Origin of the sequence: Mycobacterium sp. 134 (genome assembly GCF_048282715.1) — a bacterium.
Lineage (GTDB): Bacteria > Actinomycetota > Actinomycetes > Mycobacteriales > Mycobacteriaceae > Mycobacterium > Mycobacterium septicum.
Map to the genome: position 1 here is coordinate 2,493,142 of NZ_JBLVUN010000008.1, position 18,651 is coordinate 2,511,792.

The 18,651-nt window shown below is 66.7% G+C and carries 19 protein-coding genes and 1 pseudogene; 7 read left to right on the forward strand and 13 right to left on the reverse strand.

Annotated elements, in window-relative coordinates; all coding sequences use genetic code 11:
• Positions 1–22 precede the first annotated feature (22 nt).
• Genes ACNQVK_RS16645 through ACNQVK_RS16670 form a run of 6 tightly spaced genes read right to left on the reverse strand, consistent with a single transcriptional unit; the run spans position 23 to position 3,893 of the window.
• The gene (locus ACNQVK_RS16645) at positions 23–487 is read right to left on the reverse strand and encodes a hypothetical protein (RefSeq protein ID WP_418030399.1); all 465 of its coding nucleotides are present in this window, start codon (positions 485–487) and stop codon (positions 23–25) included.
• The gene (locus ACNQVK_RS16650; protein ID WP_418030400.1) at positions 484–1,122 is read right to left on the reverse strand and encodes a TetR/AcrR family transcriptional regulator; all 639 of its coding nucleotides are present in this window, start codon (positions 1,120–1,122) and stop codon (positions 484–486) included. The genes ACNQVK_RS16645 and ACNQVK_RS16650 overlap by 4 nt, the downstream gene beginning before the upstream one ends.
• Positions 1,122–2,024, reverse strand: coding sequence for a fumarylacetoacetate hydrolase family protein (locus ACNQVK_RS16655; protein WP_418030401.1), 903 nt, complete (start codon positions 2,022–2,024; stop codon positions 1,122–1,124). Before ACNQVK_RS16655 ends, ACNQVK_RS16650 begins: the two co-directional genes overlap by 1 nt.
• An 11-nt stretch (positions 2,025–2,035) precedes the next feature.
• Complete coding sequence (locus ACNQVK_RS16660) at positions 2,036–2,686, reverse strand: VOC family protein (RefSeq protein ID WP_418030402.1); 651 nt, start codon at positions 2,684–2,686, stop codon at positions 2,036–2,038.
• Positions 2,683–3,066 (reverse strand): hypothetical protein, encoded by a 384-nt coding sequence (locus ACNQVK_RS16665; RefSeq protein WP_418030403.1) that lies wholly within the window; start codon positions 3,064–3,066, stop codon positions 2,683–2,685. The genes ACNQVK_RS16660 and ACNQVK_RS16665 overlap by 4 nt, the downstream gene beginning before the upstream one ends.
• Positions 3,063–3,893, reverse strand: a complete 831-nt coding sequence (locus ACNQVK_RS16670) for an SDR family NAD(P)-dependent oxidoreductase (protein ID WP_418030404.1) — start codon at positions 3,891–3,893, stop codon at positions 3,063–3,065. Before ACNQVK_RS16670 ends, ACNQVK_RS16665 begins: the two co-directional genes overlap by 4 nt.
• Before the next feature lie 84 nt (positions 3,894–3,977).
• Between ACNQVK_RS16670 and ACNQVK_RS16675 the strand changes: the two genes are divergently transcribed.
• Complete coding sequence (locus ACNQVK_RS16675; RefSeq protein WP_409550675.1) at positions 3,978–4,349, forward strand: hypothetical protein; 372 nt, start codon at positions 3,978–3,980, stop codon at positions 4,347–4,349.
• Positions 4,346–5,896: an acetolactate synthase large subunit gene (locus ACNQVK_RS16680; RefSeq protein WP_418030405.1), complete on the forward strand. Its 1,551-nt coding sequence runs from the start codon at positions 4,346–4,348 to the stop codon at positions 5,894–5,896. The genes ACNQVK_RS16675 and ACNQVK_RS16680 overlap by 4 nt, the downstream gene beginning before the upstream one ends.
• A 19-nt stretch (positions 5,897–5,915) precedes the next feature.
• Here the strand turns inward: ACNQVK_RS16680 and ACNQVK_RS16685 are convergent, their stop codons facing one another.
• Both ACNQVK_RS16685 and ACNQVK_RS16690 read right to left on the reverse strand, forming a co-directional pair.
• On the reverse strand, positions 5,916–6,953 hold the full coding sequence (locus ACNQVK_RS16685) for an SAM-dependent methyltransferase (protein ID WP_418030406.1): 1,038 nt from the start codon (positions 6,951–6,953) through the stop codon (positions 5,916–5,918).
• Between the two features lie 2 nt (positions 6,954–6,955).
• On the reverse strand, positions 6,956–7,195 hold the full coding sequence (locus ACNQVK_RS16690; protein WP_409550672.1) for an LPXTG cell wall anchor domain-containing protein: 240 nt from the start codon (positions 7,193–7,195) through the stop codon (positions 6,956–6,958).
• 46 nt (positions 7,196–7,241) lie between these two features.
• Here ACNQVK_RS16690 and ACNQVK_RS16695 point away from each other — a divergent pair, with 46 nt between their 5' ends.
• The gene (locus ACNQVK_RS16695) at positions 7,242–7,997 is read left to right on the forward strand and encodes an SHOCT domain-containing protein (RefSeq protein WP_418030407.1); all 756 of its coding nucleotides are present in this window, start codon (positions 7,242–7,244) and stop codon (positions 7,995–7,997) included.
• Positions 7,998–8,010: 13 nt separating this feature from the next.
• Here ACNQVK_RS16695 and ACNQVK_RS16700 read toward each other — a convergent pair whose 3' ends face one another.
• From ACNQVK_RS16700 to ACNQVK_RS16715, 4 genes are all read right to left on the reverse strand, one after another.
• Positions 8,011–9,384, reverse strand: a complete 1,374-nt coding sequence (locus tag ACNQVK_RS16700; RefSeq protein WP_418030408.1) for a styrene monooxygenase/indole monooxygenase family protein — start codon at positions 9,382–9,384, stop codon at positions 8,011–8,013.
• Positions 9,385–9,450: 66 nt separating this feature from the next.
• Entirely contained in the window at positions 9,451–10,593 is a 1,143-nt protein-coding gene (locus ACNQVK_RS16705) for a beta-mannosidase (RefSeq protein ID WP_418030409.1), read from the reverse strand.
• Positions 10,594–10,746: 153 nt separating this feature from the next.
• A complete protein-coding gene (locus ACNQVK_RS16710; protein ID WP_418030410.1) occupies positions 10,747–11,376 on the reverse strand; it encodes an MBL fold metallo-hydrolase in 630 nt (209 codons plus the stop codon).
• Positions 11,373–12,461 carry an S-(hydroxymethyl)mycothiol dehydrogenase gene (locus tag ACNQVK_RS16715; RefSeq protein WP_418030411.1) on the reverse strand — a complete coding sequence of 363 codons (1,089 nt, stop codon included), beginning with the start codon at positions 12,459–12,461 and terminating at the stop codon, positions 11,373–11,375. The genes ACNQVK_RS16710 and ACNQVK_RS16715 overlap by 4 nt, the downstream gene beginning before the upstream one ends.
• Positions 12,462–12,562: 101 nt before the next feature.
• On the opposite strand from ACNQVK_RS16715, the gene ACNQVK_RS16720 reads away from it, so the two are divergent.
• The 3 genes from ACNQVK_RS16720 to ACNQVK_RS16730 all read left to right on the forward strand — a co-directional run bounded on the left by ACNQVK_RS16720 (position 12,563) and on the right by ACNQVK_RS16730 (position 14,946).
• Positions 12,563–13,447, forward strand: coding sequence for a chemotaxis protein CheY (locus ACNQVK_RS16720; RefSeq protein ID WP_418030412.1), 885 nt, complete (start codon positions 12,563–12,565; stop codon positions 13,445–13,447).
• Positions 13,448–13,489: 42 nt separating this feature from the next.
• Complete coding sequence (locus ACNQVK_RS16725; RefSeq protein ID WP_418034185.1) at positions 13,490–14,320, forward strand: serine hydrolase domain-containing protein; 831 nt, start codon at positions 13,490–13,492, stop codon at positions 14,318–14,320.
• 113 nt (positions 14,321–14,433) lie between these two features.
• Positions 14,434–14,946: a DUF3145 domain-containing protein gene (locus ACNQVK_RS16730; RefSeq protein WP_029108676.1), complete on the forward strand. Its 513-nt coding sequence runs from the start codon at positions 14,434–14,436 to the stop codon at positions 14,944–14,946.
• Between the two features lie 5 nt (positions 14,947–14,951).
• On the opposite strand, the pseudogene ACNQVK_RS16735 reads toward ACNQVK_RS16730, so the two are convergent.
• Positions 14,952–17,117, reverse strand: a pseudogene (locus tag ACNQVK_RS16735) (hypothetical protein); the annotation flags it as partial.
• Between the two features lie 150 nt (positions 17,118–17,267).
• Between ACNQVK_RS16735 and ACNQVK_RS16740 the strand changes: the two are divergent.
• Positions 17,268–18,581, forward strand: coding sequence for an IS256 family transposase (locus ACNQVK_RS16740; protein WP_019344575.1), 1,314 nt, complete (start codon positions 17,268–17,270; stop codon positions 18,579–18,581).
• Positions 18,582–18,651: the final 70 nt, after the last annotated feature.

Genomic DNA, 18,651 nt, shown 5'->3' on the forward strand with positions numbered 1-18,651 from the left:
GCGCAGACGGCGAAACACGCTGTCAGCCAGGACGATTCCCCTTGTATGGCCAGGTTGCGGCATAACTCAGCCCTACGGCGAGGATCCCGAACTTGATCAACGCCGCAATGCGCGCCCGTCGCGCATTGGCGTCGATAGCGTTGCGCCGCAGTACTTTCAACAGGGCGATACCTTCCACTGCATCTGCGGCAACGGCCGGAACGGCCAGCCACGGCAGTGCTGCCGGATGGTCATGCTTGCGACGCGCCCGGTCGACCAGCAGCGCCAGCACGGTTCCGTAGGTCAGCATGTATCCGAAATCCAGGCGCAGCGAGGTCCGCGCGTCGCGTCGTCCGTCGTGGCCCCATGCGGCCATGATGTGTTCGGCCCGCTCGGCCGTCCCGGCCAGTTCGAATGCGATGATCCCAGTACCGCGGGACTTGAGACGCTGGTCGATGCGCACCATGACGCCGGTATAGCCGAGAAATGCAATGACAGCGGCGATCATCGGAACGAACCGAGCGCCTCGGTGACATCGGGGGAGTAGACGATCGCGGGATCCAGGTCGGCTGCCGTACGCAGCGTGGCGACCAGGGCTGCGGTGGCGAATTCGACCAACGCATCGACGTCGATGTCGCGGTGCGCGATGCGGTCGATCATCATCTCGTCGAGGTAGCCGACCCACCCGTGCATGGCGGTCCGAAGCGCCGGCGCGACGGGCTCAACGATCCCCAGCGCCAACAGGATCCGTGCGGCGCCCATCCAGCGGAGCCGTTCGATCGCTGCCTGGTGTTCGGGATCGGCTCCCAGTGCGCCGCGCATGAGCGCGACGAAGCTGTCCGAATACGAATCGATGTAGGCGATGTGGCTACGTAACGCATGGCGCAGCTGATCGATGAGCGAGGAGTCGGCCGGCGGAGCGGAGAGTTGCACGGCCGCGATCTCCACCGCGATCTCGTTCATCACCGCCAGATACAGGCCCCGCTTGTTGTCGAAGTGATGGGCGATCAACCCGTAGGCCACGCCGGCATTCTTCGCGATCTCCGATGTGGTGACCTGGTCGTACGGACGGCTCGCGAAGAGCTTTCGGGCCGCGTCGATGATCAGTTGACGCCGGTCGGCGACGGCCCGTTTGGCTGGCATCAGCCCAGGCTAACGGGATTGCTCAGGGTCCCGATGCCATCGACCTCGATACGCACCGTGTCGCCGGGCCGCAGGAACCGGCCGACCGGCCACCCGGTGCCACCGAACGTTCCGCATGCCACCACGTCGCCGGGCCGCAGGGCGCAGAACCGGCTGAGCCGGCTGACCACCTGCGCGGGGGACAGGATCAGATCGCTGATGCTGCCGCGCTGACGCTGCTCGCCGTTGAGGTAGGTGCGCAACTCGGCCGAGCCCAGATCCACTTCGTCAGCGGTCACCAGCCACGGTCCCAGCGGGCCGTGGCTGGGGTGACTCTTGGCCAGCGCCGTCGCGGTGGGATTGTCGGTCTGCCAGTCCCGGATCGACACATCGTTGGCGATCAGGTAGCCGGCGATCGCCGCGCGGGCGCCATCCTCGCCCACGTCGTGGATGCCGGCGCCGATGATGACTGCGAGCTCACCTTCCCAGTCGACCTGTCTGGCGTCGCGCGGCAGCACGATCGGAGCGCCATGCCCGACGATCGACGATGGTGCCTTGGCGAAGAAGAACGGATACCGGGGCCGCGGATGGGCCAGGAGGTAGCCCGCGGCGATCCTGACGAGCCGTGGTTCGCGCATCAACCAACGCAAGTTGACGTCGCGGCGGTGGTCGCGCGCGTTGAGCCCGATCGCCATGTACAACGACGGTGCCGGGACGGGGGCATGCAACACCGCGGTCTCGATCGGATACCGGGGCGCACCGGGCAGCAGTGATGCCACCGCGGTCGCCCAGTCGGGGCGATGCAACAGGCTCAGGATCGAGTCGGGGCCGTCGTGGCAGGCGCTCAGGTCGGCGATCTCGTCGCCGACGACGGAGCCGGCCCGAGCTTCACCGGTCGACAGTGAGAAGGTGGCCAATCGCATTTCACACGCTCCTACAGTGTTTTCCAGCGCAGGGTCCGCAGTCCGGCCCGCGCGGGTCGGGCGTCGGGCGGCGCCGACCCCCGCCGGGTGAGCCCCGGGACTCCGGCAGTCACCAGCCGCTGCAACACGTCGGGATCGAACTCGACGCCGATCGGGTTGGCATCGAACTCTCCTCCCGCGAGCCAATCGAGCAGCTCCTGATTCGTGGTGAAGTTGTCGACCTGGAGCTCGATCCGGTTGCCGTCCGGGTCCTCGTAGTAGATCGAGGTGGTGGGTCCGTGGTTGATGCACCACACCGGTGCGATGCCGGCATCCGCCAGGCGGCGGTAGGTGGCCAGCAGCGCGTTCAGGTCGGAGTAGGTGAACGCGATGTGGTCGACACCGTAGACCTTGCGGTGCAGCTTCCAGACCAGCCCTGGAAACCGAAGCAGCCGAAGCACTTTGATCAGCGCGATGCGGTGATGCTCATGGTCGTAGGTCAGGAAGCTGATCCGCTTGTCGTCGAAGACCACGACGGCGTCCAGGGCTCGGCAGTACCAGTCCGACATTTCGGTCGCGCGTGGCGTCTTGAACACGATGTGGGCCAGCTTGTTCGGTGCGCCGGGCCGCGGCGGCTGGTCCAGGTCGGCGGCGCTGACCCGCACCCCGGCGTGGCTGCTCATCGGTCGAACTGCCGGGCCAGCATCAGCCCGCCCAGTCCCAGGGCCAGATCACTGGTGAGTACCAGTGCCGAGAGTGGGCCTCCACGTCGTCCGCGCAGCGTCGCGACCCCGCGCACCGCGGCCATCAGCAGCCCGCTGATCGCGGTGCTGCGGATGAAGGTGGCATCCCGCTCCCCGCGGGAGACCCGGTACAGGCCGTAGGCGAATCCGGCGTTGACCGTGCCGGTTTCGCGGCGGAACCAGGGATCGGCGATGAGGCCCAGCCGGCTCTCCAGTGACGTGGGTACCGCGAAATGTGCGGCCAGTGCCACCAGCACGTGGATGATCCCCAGTGTGGTGCCGATGCGGATCTGCCGATCGCTGAAGGTGAGGCGCATCATCGGGCCCCCAGTTCCAGCGCGTCGAGAGTGTTGACCCGTCGCCCGCCGACGGCGGCCACGAGCCGGCCGAACGCCGGGATTTCGAGCGGGACCAACGAATAGGCCGGATAGACGACCCGGGTCGCGCCACGTTGCAGGCCGCGGACGACGGCTGCGGCGGTCCGTGCCGGCGCTACCGGTGGCAGTGTTCGCGGAGGCTTTGCCTTCCACGGCAGTTCGTCGACGTCGCGCAGGGCGGTGTCGGTGGATCCGGGCACCACCTCGAGCACCCGGATGTCGGTCTCGGCCAGCTCCAACCGCAGCGAGCGGGTGGCCTGGGCGAGCGCAGCCTTCGAGGCCGCGTAATACCCGAGCAGCGGCAGCGGAACCGCCTGCACGGTCGAGGTGACGTTGACGATCGTGCCGGTGCCCACGGCGTGCATGGCCGGCAGCAAGGCTGCGGTCAGCGCGAGCGGTGACCACAGGTTCACCTCGAAAACCTCACGGGCAAAGGCCGAATCGGCGATCAGTGATTGCGGCCCGGTCAAATTGGCGCCCGCGTTGTTGATGACGATGTCCACGCCGCCCCCGAGAGCGTCGAGTGCGCGGCCTCCGACAGCTGCGGCTGCACCGGGCTCGGTGAGGTCGGCGGCGAGCACGATGGGGCGGGTCCCGCCGGCGCGGGAAACCTCGTCCGCCAGCTTGTTGAGCAGGCCCTCCCGCCGGGCCGCGACGACCAGGACCGCGCCCTGGCGGGCCAGGGCCAGGGCCATTTCCCGGCCGATTCCGGTAGAGGCGCCGGTAAGCACAATTCGCTTGCCGGACAGGTTGATTCGACTTCGTCTCATGTCTACCCCCGATTGACTCCGGTTGGTGTTCCCGCTTACCGTCCCATACTGATTGATAATCAGTCAATAGTAGGGTGGGTGGAGATGACCAAACACAGCACTGCTGAACTGGCGCTCGGAGTGGGAGCGTTGGCGATGGCTGTCGGCGCTTTCACCGGACATGTGCTGGCGCCCAGGCGGGTGGCAGACCACTATGGATGGGTGCATGACCGGTGGTATCAACGTGAAATCGGGGCCTTCAACGCGGGCCTGGGCTACGGCATCGTCGCCTATGCGACGGGACGAAGAGCGGAGGCCTTTCTCGGATCGTGGTCGGTGGCCGCGCTCCTGCTGGCCATGACGCGCCTGGCGGCGATCCGCAGCGGAGACCGCCGCGGGATCTGGAACATGGCCACGGTCGCCGAAGATGCCGCGCTCGGTATCGGCGGACTGCTGTTGATGGCCAGGCGCGCATGAGCACCGGCGCCGAAGTAGTGGTGAACCGTCTACTCGCCGAAGGCGTCGACGTGTGCTTCGCGAACCCGGGCACCTCGGAAATGCACTTCGTCGCCGCGCTGGATTCCGCTCCCGACATGCGCCCGGTGCTGTGCCTGTTCGAAGGCGTCGCCACCGGAGCCGCCGACGGGTACGCCCGCATCGCCGGTAGGCCCGCGGCGACCCTGCTGCACCTCGGCCCAGGTATGGCCAATGGCCTGGCCAACCTGCACAACGCCCGGCGGGCGTTCAGCCCCGTGGTCAATGTCGTCGGCGACCATGCCACCTACCACCAGCCCCTGGACGCACCGCTGGAATCCGACATCGACGCGCTCGGGTACTGGACGCACGGCTCGGTGCATCGGCCGGAATCGGCCGCCGATCTCGACGCGGCAGTCCACAGTGCCGTGCAGAGCGCGACCGGCGCGCCCGGACGCGTCGCCACGGTGATTCTGCCCGCCGACTACTCCTGGGGCAGCGCACCACAGAACCCGTTGCCGGACACAGCGTCTCCCCAAGAGCCGGCCTCCGGCGACGACACCGATGTGGCCGGCGCCGCCGAACTGCTGCGCGCACAGGGAGAGCGGGTGGTGGTGTTGCTCGGCGGTGCGGTCACTGGCGCCGACGGGTTACAAGCGGCAGCACGAATCCACTCGGCCACCGGGGCGCGTGTCCTGGTCGAAACCTTCCCGGCCCGGCTGACCCGCGGGCAGGGGGTACCCGCCATCGAACGCCTCGGCTACCTGGCCGAACAGGCCACTCAACAGCTCTCCGGGGCAACGCACCTGCTACTCGTCGGCGCGAAATCGCCGGTGTCGTTCTTCGCCTATCCGGGGAAGCCGAGCGTGCTGGTACCCGACGGAGCCGAAGTCCGATCCCTGGCCGTCGACGATCTTGCGAGCCTCGCAGACGAATTGGGCGGGGTCGTGCCGACTACACCGCAACCCGATCGGGCCGCCCTGCCGACGGGCCCGCTCAATCCGCAGAACCTCGCACAGGTGATCGGCACGCTGCTGCCCGAGAACGCCATCATCTCCGATGAGGCCAACACGAGCGGGATGTTCCTGCCGGCCGCCACGGCAGGTGCGGCGGTGCACGATGTCCTCACCCTGACCGGTGGCGCGATCGGACAGGGCCTACCGGTGGCAGTGGGGGCCGCGATCGCCGCGCCGCACCGCCCGGTGATCGCCCTACAGTCAGACGGCAGTGCCGCATACACCATTTCGGCACTGTGGACGATGGCCCGCGAACAACTCGACGTCACCGTGGTGATCCTCAACAACCACGCCTATGCGATCTTGCAGCTGGAGTTGCTGCGTGTGGGCACCCACGCCGATGGGGAACGGTCGCGCTCCCTGCTCGACCTGAGTAGGCCCGACATCGACTTCGCTTCGATCGCACAGGGATTCGGGGTTCCGGCCACCCGAGCCGGCACGGCGGAGGAACTTGCCGAGCAATTCCGCGCAGCGCTGGCAGAGCCGGGGCCGCACCTGATCGATGCCGCACTGCCGACGTGGTCGCCCGGGTGACCGGCGGCCGGGCCGATCGCTATTTCGGGCGGCGCTTCTCCAGCACCACCGCCGCGATCGGTATCCGCATCTCCTCGGGCTCAGAGGACAGCCGGGCCGCGATGCCCGCGTGCAACCGGTCGTAGAACACCGGTAACCGGTCGGGGGCGCCGATCGCGGCGCCCAGGTCGGCAAACGCGGTGAAGCGACAGAAATCGGCCCAGCGGGTGCCGAAAGCGTGTGCGTTGCGGTCAGAGCGGTAGGCGCTGAAGATTCGGTCCTCGGCGTCGAACACCTCCACGTGCTGGACCTCCAGCCGCTCGAACCGACCCGAAGGGGCGAACGGCGCGGCGAAATCGGCGGCACGCCGCCCAGCGATCGGCAGCGACATCCGGGCGACCTCGTCGGCACTGACCACACCGTCGGTGACCAATTCCGCCAGCGCGCCGGCCACGGACCCGAACAGCGGTCGATAACCGAAGTCACCGTCGTCGTCCAGCGCGGTCGTCAACACCACCAGGCGCCCACCCGGATACAGCTCGCGGCCGCGAAAAGCGATGAACTCGTGCCAATCGTGAGCCGCCTGCCTGGCATAGGCGGTGCGCACCCGCTCATCGCGGCTGCACGCCGCGACGACGTGGTCGGTGACCGGCATCGGCACCCGGCCCAACCGCACGACCGCCCAGGCTGACCAACCCAGGTGCACGCTGTTCGACGGCAGGATCTGGCTGTAGAACGACCGGCCGATCGCCGAACTGAACGTGGCCGAATCCTTGTGCAGATAGGACTCCGGATCTTCTTCGAGGATCCGGAACATCGTGGAGAAGTCGTTGTCGGCGACATCGGTGTGTGTCACCAGGACCGAGTGTTCGGGACGGGTGCGGCCGCGCACGGCCGCGATCGCGGCGTTGATCGGCTGCATCGAATTCTGTGCGGTGCCCGCCCCGTAATCGGCGATGACGATCGGCAGCGGCGGGTCCGGGATCGGCACGGTGCGCGCCGCCAGCTCCAGAAGCTTGATCGCCGAACTGATTCCGGCGGTATGGGGGTGGGGCGCCGTCCGGCGTGGTGCGGGCATGGCTAGCGGCGTCGCCGCCGCAGCAGCAGTCCGATGAGAAGACCCATGACGAAAATGATGACCAAGATGAACCACATCGGCGACTCGACGGTCACCCAGAGCACGTGTACGCCCACCCGATCACGGTTCTGGGCGACGAAGATGGCCGCGAGGGCGACCAGGATCAGGGCCACCCAGTAGCGCAGGGCGAACCGCCGGACCGGGCCGGTGGTCGCGGGGGCGTCAGTCTCGTCGCGAGGCATACCCCGACGGTAGCTCGTGAGCCGTCGGCCATGACAAACTTCGGCTATGAACAGCCGTCGGTCTGCACCGCGCGTCGCGATCGTGACATCGATCTGCACCCTCGTCATCGGCGCTGTCGGCCTGTTCACGATGGTGTTCCTCAACGCGTTCGTCCTGGACGAGTACGACGCCTACGGCGAGGTACCCATCCCTGGCGCCGCCGGCCTGGAGTTGCCACAGGGCGAGGTGACCGTCAGCCTCCACACCATGGTCACCGGATCGGGCAGCGGGCTGCCGGTGCCCCCGCTGCGGTTGCACGTGTCCGCGCCCGACGGCGCCGCCGATCCGGTGCTGACCGAAAGCATCGGTGGGACAACCACGGTGAACAACGACGCCAGGGTGCGGGTGTGGGTCATGCAGGTTTCCAGCCCGGGTGTCTACGAGATCAGCGTCGACGGCCAGGTCCAGGGCTACATCAATCCACGGCTGGCCTTCGGGCACGGCAGCCAATACGGCTGGCTGCTCTGGTTGTTCGGCGGTCTGGCCGCTCTGGGTGTGCTGGGGTTGATCACCGGCATGATGTGGTCGGCGCGGGAGAGCAAGCGGGCCCGACCCATTTCAGCCGTGGGGCCGGAGCCGATGCCGCCGTACCCGGCGATGCCCGGCGGTTATCAGCCCACCAACTACCAGCCGACAAGCTACCAGCCCACCGATCAGGCGGTCAGGCTCGAACAGCTCAAAACGATTGCTGCCCTGCGTGATACCGGGGCCCTGACCGAGGCGGAGTTCGAGGCGGAGAAGCGCCGCATCCTGGAGAACTGAGGAAGCCGAGCCTCTACGCTGCCTGAGGCGCCAAGCTCGATCGCTGGAACGTGCCTGCCGGGACGAACCGCTCCAGCAGTGTATCCGCCGGTTCGCCCGCGAATTCGGTGATCAGCTGTTTGGCCGCCGCCAGCGAGGTGAGTGATTCAACCGGCCGTGGATCATCGAGCAGGCCAAACAGTTTCGAGGCGAATCGAGGGCTGCCCTGCGCCGCTGCGAAGAACAGGTTGCCGTACTCGGCCAGCTCGGGATCGGACAGGAACAACCGGGTCACCAACTGCGCGGACCGGGCCCGGTGGTCGTAGAAGTCCTCGAATGCGCCGCGCAGCCAGGCTTCGTCGAACCGGCCGTCATGTGCCGCGGCCCTGCGGACGAAGGCGGCGGCGTGGACCAGTCCGCCCTGCGCGCCCTGGCCGGCGATCGGGTCGAAGGACACCGCGGTATCGCCCAGCGCGGCAACGGGATGACCACTCGCGGTGCGGCCCACCCCGGACCGGACCACCTGGGTGACGGCGCCTTTGAGCCACGAGTGCGGATCGTCCTCGACAATCCTGAGCGCACCTACCTCGGGCAGGTCCCAGTCGATGTAGTCGCGGTGCAGCGCGGTGACGACGTCGAGTGCGGACTGTGCGCTGTCGGCACCGGCGAAACGACGTTCCCACTCGCTGCCGGGGCGGGCCCAGCCCAGGAACGTCCACGTCGGCCCGGCATCCTTGTGCAGGTACCCGCCCCACCAGGACTCGCCCTGATCGGTGACCACAGTGAACGCGTTGTGCCGCCCGCCGGCACCGCCACGATGGGCGAAAACATTTGGACCGTACGGTAACCCGGCCAAAGTGACGGTCAGCAGGCTGCGTTGGGGACGGTCGTAGGCGGAGCGTGCGGTGTCGACCGGGAACAGGCCCGACAACCCGCCGCGGCCCGTGGCCACCAGCGTCAGATCGACATCGGCGGCGATGGCGTCCAGTCGGGTCGGGTCGACGGCCTCGACCACGAACCGGCCGCCGCGTTGCAAGAACAGCGTGAGCCGGTCGTCGGCCTTGAGCCGGGTGTCCACCGCAACCCCGACGAACCCGTCGAAGTCGGCGTCGAACGCGATCTCCTCCGCACGATCCGGTCCGGAGCCGTCGACCACCCGCACGCTCTGGCCGGTCGAGGTCGGCGCGGTGGCCAGGTAGGTGTTGAGACCCAGGGACTCCTCGGCCCGCTGCGCCTCGCCGAAGATCAGGGCGGTCCCGGTGGCCGGAACATCGTCGCGCAGGCTGCGCTGATCCCGGTCGCTGTAGAGCGTGACGTCAAACCCGTTGTCCAACAGTCCCAGAGCCGCTGTCACCCCGGTCTGCCCGGCGCCGATCACCGCCGCGCTACGCCCATCCGAACTCGTCATGGCTGCCACTATGGGCATACCGCCGTAGTCCGGTAAGGAACTGGCTCAGCGTGATCGCAATGTCCCCTAGCCGGGCGTCGCGCCGATCAGCGACATCAACGGATCGGCCGGCCCGATGTCGAGGGTGCATTCGCTGGGCCGCGGATCCGGCACGAAGGCCCAGAACATCGCACCTGCGGCGCCCATCGTCCGCATCTTGGCGATGGCATCGCCGAGGACCTGCTTCCGCTGACCGAGCGATGCGCAGAAGCCGGCCTCCATGCCGATCTCAGCGGCAAACAGCGGCTTGCCTACGGCTCGTGTTTGCGCGACGCGGCGCGCCAGGCCGTCGTACGGGTCTCCGGGCAGGTAATCGGCGTGCTCGTAGTAGTGGTACTCGAGCACGTCCACACCGGGGGAGGCAGCCACCATCTCGAACTCGTGTCCCGCCGACCCGCATTGCCCACCGCCCGCGTGTCCGCTGAAGATGACGGTGCCGGGGTCCAATTCGCGGATTCGGGCGCCGGAGACATCCAGGAATGCACGGAGTGTCTCGGGAGCAGTGGTGTGGCAGCCGCGCTTGGTCCAATGGCAGGTGTGGTCCAGGCAGTAGGACGGCTCGGGTTCGCCCACCGCGGTCCACCCGGCAAGCGATGGCGAGCCACCCCAGCGCTTGACCGCGGTGTCCAGCCACGCGGCGAAAGTCATCGGCAGACCGTGCGAGATGTCGGTGCGCCAACCGCCCGCGTACCAGTCGTAATCTTTGAAATAGTCGTTCTCGCAACCGCCGTCGTCACTGGTGAGCACCGCGATCAGCAGCTGCCCGTGTCGTTCGGCGGCCCGGAACACCTCATCGAGCGAGGTGAAATCGAGCTGCCCGGTGTACTTGTTCACCGCGAAACTGGAGTAGGCGTTGAACCGGGTCAGCGAGTGCGGCGGCAGGGCGCCGAAGTACGAGTCGAGATCGACCTGTGCCCCGCACCCGGCATTGACGGACCAGTTGGTGGCCAGTTGGTAGGCGTTGATGCCGATCGGCCACCACGGCCTGCCATCGAGCGTCAACGAGGTCCCTGAGACGCCGAACTTGGGCAGCGCCACCTGACCGATGGTCGGTGCGGCAGCCGGAGCGGTGAGCGGCGGCATCGGCTCGGGCGCCGACGGTGAACAGGCCGTCGCGATCAGCAGTGCCACGCAAAGCAACACCACGGTGCGAACTGGCCTGCCGACCATTGCCCCAGGCTAGCCACTCAGTCGTGGCCGCATGCGCTAATGCCGGGCGGGTGTGGCCACTTCCTCCTCGCCGCTCGTCCCTCGCGGCTCATCGTCAGTGACCGGGCTGGTTGGGTCCCTTCCTCTTCGCCGCTCGTCCCTCGCGGCTCATCGTCAGTGACCGCGCGCAACCCATTCGTCGTAATGCACGATCTCATCGCCGATCGTGGTGGTGTCACCGTGACCGGTGTAGACCACCGTCTCACCGGGCAGCAGGCCCAGCCGCTTCGAGATGGAATCCAGGATCGTCGGGAAGTCCGAGAACGACCGTCCGGTGGCACCCGGTCCGCCCTGGAACAGGGTGTCGCCAGACACCACCGCGTTCAGTTCGGGGATCGACCAGCAGACCGATCCGGGGGAGTGCCCGGGGGTGTGCAGGGCATGCAACTCGATGCCGCCGGCCCGCAACACCTGGCCATCCTCGACGGTTCGGAAGTCGCTGTCGGGGTGGACGACTCGCCACAGCATCGCGTCAGCGGGATGCAGCAGCACCGGCGCGTCCAGCGCCTTGCCCAGTTCGGGTGCGACGGTGATGTGGTCGTTGTGGCCGTGGGTGCAGACCACCGCGACGACGTTGCGACCGCCCACGGCCTCGATGATCGGGGCGGCGGTATGGGCGGCGTCGAAGACCACGACGTCGGAGTCGTCGCCGACGATCCAGATGTTGTTGTCGACGTCCCAGGAGCCGCCGTCCAGCTCGAACTTGCCGCTGGTGACCACCCGCTGAATGTTGGACGCGCTCACTTCAGCACCACCACCGAACGCAGCACCTCGCCGGCGTGCATCTTGTGGAACGCATCCTCGATCGCGTCCAGGCCGATGCGCTCGGAGACGAACTTCTCCAACGGCAGCCGACCCTGCAGGTACAGGGAGATCAGGGTGGGGAAGTCGCGCTCGGGCAGGCAGTCGCCGTACCAGGAGGACTTCAATGACCCGCCGCGGGAGAAGAAGTCGACCAACGGCATCTCCAGCTTCATGTCCGGGGTCGGGACGCCGACCAGCACCACGGTGCCGGCCAGATCACGCGCGTAGAACGCCTGCTTCCAGGTCTCGGGGCGACCGACCGCGTCGATGACCACGTCGGCGCCGAACCCGTCGGTCAGATCCTGGATGGTCTGGACCGCGTCGAGTTCGCGGGCGTTGATGGTGTGGGTGGCGCCGAAATCGCGCGCCCAGTTGAGCTTCTTGTTGTCGGTGTCGACGGCGATGATCTTCTTGGCGCCGACCAGAGCGGCACCGGCGATCGCGGCATCGCCCACACCGCCGCAGCCGATCACCGCAACGGTGTCGTCGCGGGTCACCGCGCCGGTGTTGATGGCTGCGCCGATGCCGGCCATCACACCGCAGCCCAGCAGGCCGGCCACCGCCGGATCCGCCTCGGAATCGACCTTGGTGCACTGCCCTTCGTGCACCAGGGTCTTGTCGGCGAAGGCGCCGATGCCCAGCGCCGGGGTGAGCTCGGTGCCGTCGGTCAGCGTCATCTTCTGGGTGGCGTTGTGGGTGTCGAAGCACAGGTGCGGGCGACCCCGCTTACAGGCGCGGCATTCCCCGCACACCGCGCGCCAGTTCAGGATCACGAAATCGCCCGGCTCGACATGGGTGACGCCCTCGCCGACCGACTCGACGGTGCCCGCGGCCTCGTGGCCCAACAGGAACGGGTACTCGTCGTTGATGCCGCCCTCGCGGTAGGTCAGGTCGGTATGGCACACACCGCAGGCGATGATGTCGACCACCACCTCGCCGGGACCCGGATCGGGAATGACAATGTCGACCAACTCGACGGGCTGCTTCTTGCTCCGGGAGATCACACCACGCACTGTCTGAGGCATGCCTATAACCTAATGCAAACCGGACAGGTGTCCAATTAGAGGTCGGATATCGTCGCCGCCGAATCTCGGCCCGGCCACCCGTCGCCGGGATACCGTGGGTTGTGGTCGACGATCGAACCCAATTGCTGGTGGTGGCGCGCACGGCGTATCGCCGAAATGACTGGCGTACCAGCTATGAATCCTTCAGTCTCGTCGACGGGGTGCAGACCCTCGACACCGACGATCTTGCCGTGTATGCCTCGGCGGCCTGGCGCCAGGGGCACGGTCGGGAATCCGTTCGGATCAACGAACAGGTACACACCCGTCTGCTGCGGACCGACCCCGTGCAGGCCGCGATGAAGGCCGCCGAGCTCGGCTTGGCCTGGCTGGCCCGCGGTCACCTCGCGCTGGCCCGCAGTTGGGCGCAGCGAGCTCAGCTACTGCTCGACGGCGTTCCCGAGGCCGCTGCACACGGTTACCTGGCTTATCTGCTCGCGGTGACGGCGGCCGACGCCGGAGATCGCGAGCAATTCGAATCTGCGACACGGCAACTGGCCGCCATCGCGGAGAACTTGGACGATGCCGCCCTCGTGGCGCTGGCGCGGGCGCTCGCCGGCACAGCTGCCGTCGCCGCCGGCGACACGGCCGGGTACCAAACACTCGACCAGGTCCTGATGCCGGTGCTCGACGAACCCGTGCCGGTGGAGTGGGCGGCCGATGTGTACCGGCGGGCGTTGAGCCTGGCGCACCGGCAGAACGCGGACGACCGGGTGAGGTCGTGGGCGCAGTCCATGCAGCGGTGGTGTGATGCCACCGAACCGGAATCGACCCAGTCGGCGTATCGGGCCGTCTGCGATGTGCACCGGCTCTCCGCGGTCACGGACACCGATCCGCGAGATCTCGTTCGGCAGGTGGTCGGTCTGCGTCGCCTGGTCGCCGACGTGGATGCGGTGGCAGCGGTCATGGTCGAGGAACTGCTTTCCCGGAGCATGGGGCGCGCCCGATAGATTTTGCGGGATGAGTGCTTGCCCGAAGAGCGGACGGTCCTGATGGATGCCGGCGTTCTCGACGTCATCGATACCTGGCCGGTCGACTCGGTGGCCGCTGCGGTGGTCGGCCCATCCGGGGTGCTGGCCGGCCGCGGCGATATGGACAAGGCGTTCACGCTGGCCTCGGTGACCAAACCGCTCGTGGCGCGGGCTGCGCAGATCGCGATCGAAGAAGGCGTGGTCGACCTCGACACCCCGGCCGGTCCGCCCGGTGCGACGATCCGTCACCTGTTGGCGCACGCGTCGGGCGTGGCCATGCGTTCGGCCGAGGTGCTCGCGCAGCCGGGGCAGCGTCGCATCTATTCCAACTACGGATTCGAACTGCTGGCCCGGGCGGTCGAGGAGGCCGCCGACATCGAGTTCGGTAGCTATCTGACCGAGGCAGTGTTCGAGCCGCTGCAGATGTCGGCGTCCAAGCTGTTGGGTGGGGCTGAGGCGGCCGGGTTCGGCGGCGTGTCGACCGTTGCCGACCTGGCGGTGTTCGCCCGGGAGTTGATGCGGCCGGCGCTGGTTTCTCAGCAAATGCACGACGAGGCCGTCACGGTGCAGTTTCGCGGGCTGGACGGGGTGTTGCCGGGGTTCGGTGTGCAACGGCCCAATGACTGGGGACTGGGCTTCGAGCTTCGCGACGGCAAATCCCCACACTGGACGGGCTCGGCAAACTCTCCGCGCACGTTCGGACATTTCGGCCAGTCGGGGACGTTTCTGTGGGTCGATCCGGCCGCTGACCTGGCCTTGGTGGTGCTCACCGACCGCGACTTCGGGGACTGGACCTACCCGCTGTGGCCCGCGATATCTGATGGAGTGCTGAGAGAAAGCGGGACAGACTAGCGCAACACTGGCCACACGAGGCACAATAGACACGCGCGGCACACACAACTGCATGCTCGATCGGAATACCAGGCCGTTGGGGAAGACGTCCCTCGTATCCGAAGGAGTAGCAGATGCGTGCGTCGAACCAGTTCGCCGACGCGGCGACGGGCGTGGTGTATGTCCATGCCTCACCCGCGGCGGTATGCCCGCATGTTGAGTGGGCGTTGTCGTCGACCCTGTCGGCGCGGGCGAACCTGAAGTGGACCCCGCAACCGGCCATGCCCGGCCAGTTGCGCGCGGTCACCAACTGGGTTGGTCCCGTCGGCACCGGGGCGCAGTTGGCCAATGCCCTGCGCTCCTGGTCTGTGCTGCGCTTCGAGGTGACCGAGGACCCCAGCGCGGGAGTGGACGGACACCGCTGGTGCCATACTCCTCAGCTCGGTCTGTGGAGCGGTGCCATGAGTGCCAACGGCGATGTGATGGTCGGCGAGATGCGGCTGCGCTCCCTGATGGCCGGCGGCGCCGACATGCTGGCAGCCGAACTCGACACCGTGCTGGGTACCGCATGGGACGAGTCCCTCGAGCCCTACCGCAACGGCGGTGACGGCGCAGAGGTGTCGTGGCTGAACAGGGGAGTCGGGTAGCGGCGTTACCTGCCGCTCAGCGGACGATTAACTGATCGGCCGCGGCCCGCGCCGACGGGCTGAAGGCCATGTTTGGAGCCAGGACTAGCCAGCACTTTTTCCTTAGCTGATTGGTTAGGGCGTATGGCGAAACGTTGCCGGATGGCCGCAAACGCACGACGTAGCGTGGGAATCGCGACGATTAGAAGTGCCGCCAGCATGAGAAGGTCGAATAGCAGATATAGGGGACGCGCTCCGTAATACCCATACGCGCAGTCGACTTCCCGGATGTTCAACGGCACGTCAGGCAGCCACCTAGGCATTACACCGGGTGCAACATAAGCGCATTGGACCGTCACGACGGCGAAGCCGGCGAACACAACAGCGGACAGGATCGCGATCCCGCCAAGAAGCACCCTGGCCACCGTAAGCGCAGTGTTCCTCCACCCTTGTCGATGCGGCGCCCGATGCAGATCCCGAAGCCTTACGCCTCCTAGTCGATACACACCCCATCGGAACAGGTGCCAACCAACAATGAGAATTGCTATTGCGGCAACCAATTGGGCGAGTGTGTCGAGACCCATTCCGTGTAGGTAGCGGTGCTTTACGTAGTCGAGTGATCCCAACACTTGTGCGACTGACAGCAGCAACTTGCTCGTCGGTCCAAGCGCAATCGTCACCGCCTCTGCCAACGCTATAAGGCCGCATATCACGACGACTGCGCCGCCGACGAGCGCCGACAGTCCGCCGAACCAGACGTTCCGGACGCGTGTGCTGGGACCGGGCACCGCGGGTTCACGGGCGAGTCGGTACCGCAACATCGAGCGTGCGCTGCCGCGCAGCAGAATTGCGGATGTGACCACGACTGCCAGGTAGATGCAACCTCCTATTACTCCTGCTACTGCGGCGACGATCGCGTCACCTCCGCCCGACTGCGTTGCGACGGCATAGACCCCTAAAGGAGTCGATAGGAGCGCCAGAAAAGAACCAAGGAAGAGCAGTGCGCCTGCGCCGATCCCGAGCATCCCCATTACCTGAGCCTTAGTGCGTCTGGATGCCAGTATGGGCTCCACCAGAGCGTCGTGGCTTAGTTCGTAATAGGTGCTTTCCGACCGGTTCTCGGCACGTAACAGGCGGCTTCTCACCAAGCAGCCGAGGGACTCCGGGGGCAGGCCGAGGTTTCGGCTGAGTTCATTTTCTTCAAGACTGAGACGACGTCCTTCCGGACTGATCAGGTACTCCTCGCACAGGCGGCGCGACGCACGGCGGCCGCGTCGGTCCGGCAGGTTGTCGATCGCCTCTCGATAGAAGTCGCGCAGCGTCTGGGTAAGACCGGCTTCGCCGCCGAGGTCTGCCATCGTCATGGTCATGGCGGCCCCGGACTCCCGCTGACGGGAATCAGCAATCTGTTCCATTCGCCGGCAGATCAGTTGCAGCTGAAAGGGTTCAACGTAGTTGCGGGCGTCGCTGACCTGCTGGGTGCGGGCGTGTGCAAGGTGGTCCAAGATGGCGGCGACGGCCGTGCGGTCCAGCTCGAACGGTCTGGTGTCGAGCCCGGGATCTGCCACAGCTGCAGGCTCGACGATCGCCTCCTCGGCTGCTTCCAGATCGAGCGGTGCCAGCCGGAAGCGTGCATCTAGGATCTGAGGGATGTGCTCGGCGGCCTCCTCCAGATAACCCAGAAAGTCCTCGCGCAAAGACAGCACGATGCTGACGACCGGAGGATTCTGACTCAGGTCGCAGGGCGTTGTCTCATCGGCGGACGGTGGCTGGACCCCGCGGGTTAGGTAACTCAACTCGTTGAGGAAGTGCGTACGTGCCTGCTCGCTCTGCAATGTGAAGAGCTCCTCGAATTGATCGAGGATCAAAACCGGTGTCAGCAGGAGATCGTCGCGCCAGAACTCGGCGGTTTTGAAGAAGCTCCACAGTGAGTCTGTCCGCCCCGGCACGTACTCGACGCACTGCCTTTCCGTTTCGCCGGGAATGGTCTCGAGGAGTGCGCGGAAGGGGCCGTGATTAGTGTCGTTCACCCTGACGAACAACGGCAGAAAGCCATCGTCGCGCAGTTTTGTCGCGACTCCTGCCTGCAGCAGTGAAGTCTTGCCCAGGCCAGAGCGCGCATAGACCGTGACCATATGGCTGGCCAGGATTTTGTCGGCAAGTACTCGGGCCGCATGTTCGCGCCCGAAGAAGACCTTGCGGGAGAACTCGTCGTCCGAGAACGGCGAGCAATGATCAGAACCTGTGGATCCCGGGCGGGCGTGCCTTCCCGGAAGATGATCTGCAAGGAATCCGAATTCTGATCAAGACCAGCGTTGGCGCGCTGGCGGGAAGGCACGCCCGTGCTCACGGTAGTAGACAACAACGACGACTCCAACGAGACCCGCAATGCGGCCGGTGCGGGCCGGTCGTTGCTCGACCAGATCGTCCGCGACGGTGCCCGGCAGATGCTGGCCGCGGCGTTGCAGGCCGAGGTCGCCGACTATGTAGCCCGGTATGCCGGTGAGGTCGACGAACACGGCCACCGACTGGTGGTCCGCAACGGATACCACGCCGAACGTGAGGTCGTGACCTCGGCGGGTGCGGTGGCGGTGAAGGCGCCCCGCGTGAACGACAAGCGGATCGACCCCGATACCGGCGAGCGCAAGCGGTTCTCCTCGGCGATCCTGCCCGCCTGGGCTCGCAAGTCCGAGCAGGTATCGGAGGTGCTGCCGCTGCTGTACCTGCACGGCCTGTCAACCAGTGACTTCGGGCCGGCGCTCGAACAGTTCCTCGGCACCGGCGCCGGACTGTCCGCATCCTCGATCACCCGGCTCACGGCCCAGTGGCAGGACGAGGCGAAGGCCTTCGGCACCAGGGACCTCTCGCAGGTCGACTACGTGTACCTGTGGGTCGACGGCATCCACCTGAAAGTCCGGCTCGAGCAGGAAAAGCTCTGCCTGTTGGTGATGCTCGGGGTGCGGGCGGACGGCCGCAAGGAACTCGTCGCCCTGGCCGACGGCTACCGAGAGTCCACCGAGTCCTGGGCGGACCTGCTGCGGGATTGCCGCCGCCGCGGGATGCGCGCGCCGGCGCTCGCGGTCGGGGACGGAGCTTTGGGATTCTGGCGGGCACTGCGGGAGGTGTTCCCCGCCACCCGCGAACAACGCTGCTGGTTCCACAAACAAGCCAACGTTCTTGCTGCACTCCCGAAATCGGCGCATCCGGGTGCGTTGGCGGCGATGAAGGAGATCATCGGGGCCGAGGACATCGACAAGGCGCAGTTGGCGATCGCAGCGTTCGAACGTGACTACAGCGCGAAGTACCCGAAAGCGGTGAAGAAAATCGTCGATGACGCCGACGTGCTGCTCGAGTACTTCCGGTATCCCGCCGAGCACTGGGTGCATCTACGCACCACGAACCCGATCGAATCGACCTTCGCGACGGTTCGGCTTCGGACCAGGGTGACCAAGGGCCCGGGATCACGGGCGGCGGGCATGGCGATGGCCTACAAGCTGATCGAAGCAGCGCAGTCGCGGTGGCGGGCGGTCAACGCACCACACCTGGTGGCGTTGGTGCGGGCCGGCGCAGTGTTCCACCAGGGCAAGCTCCTCGAACGTCCGGTCGACATCACCCCGGAACCATCGCCCGACACCCCAGTGTCCGAGGTCGCCTGACGACCCTCGATCCACAGGATTTGACTATTTCTCGAGAACGGCTGTGCGCCGGGATAGCGGTTTCGATTGG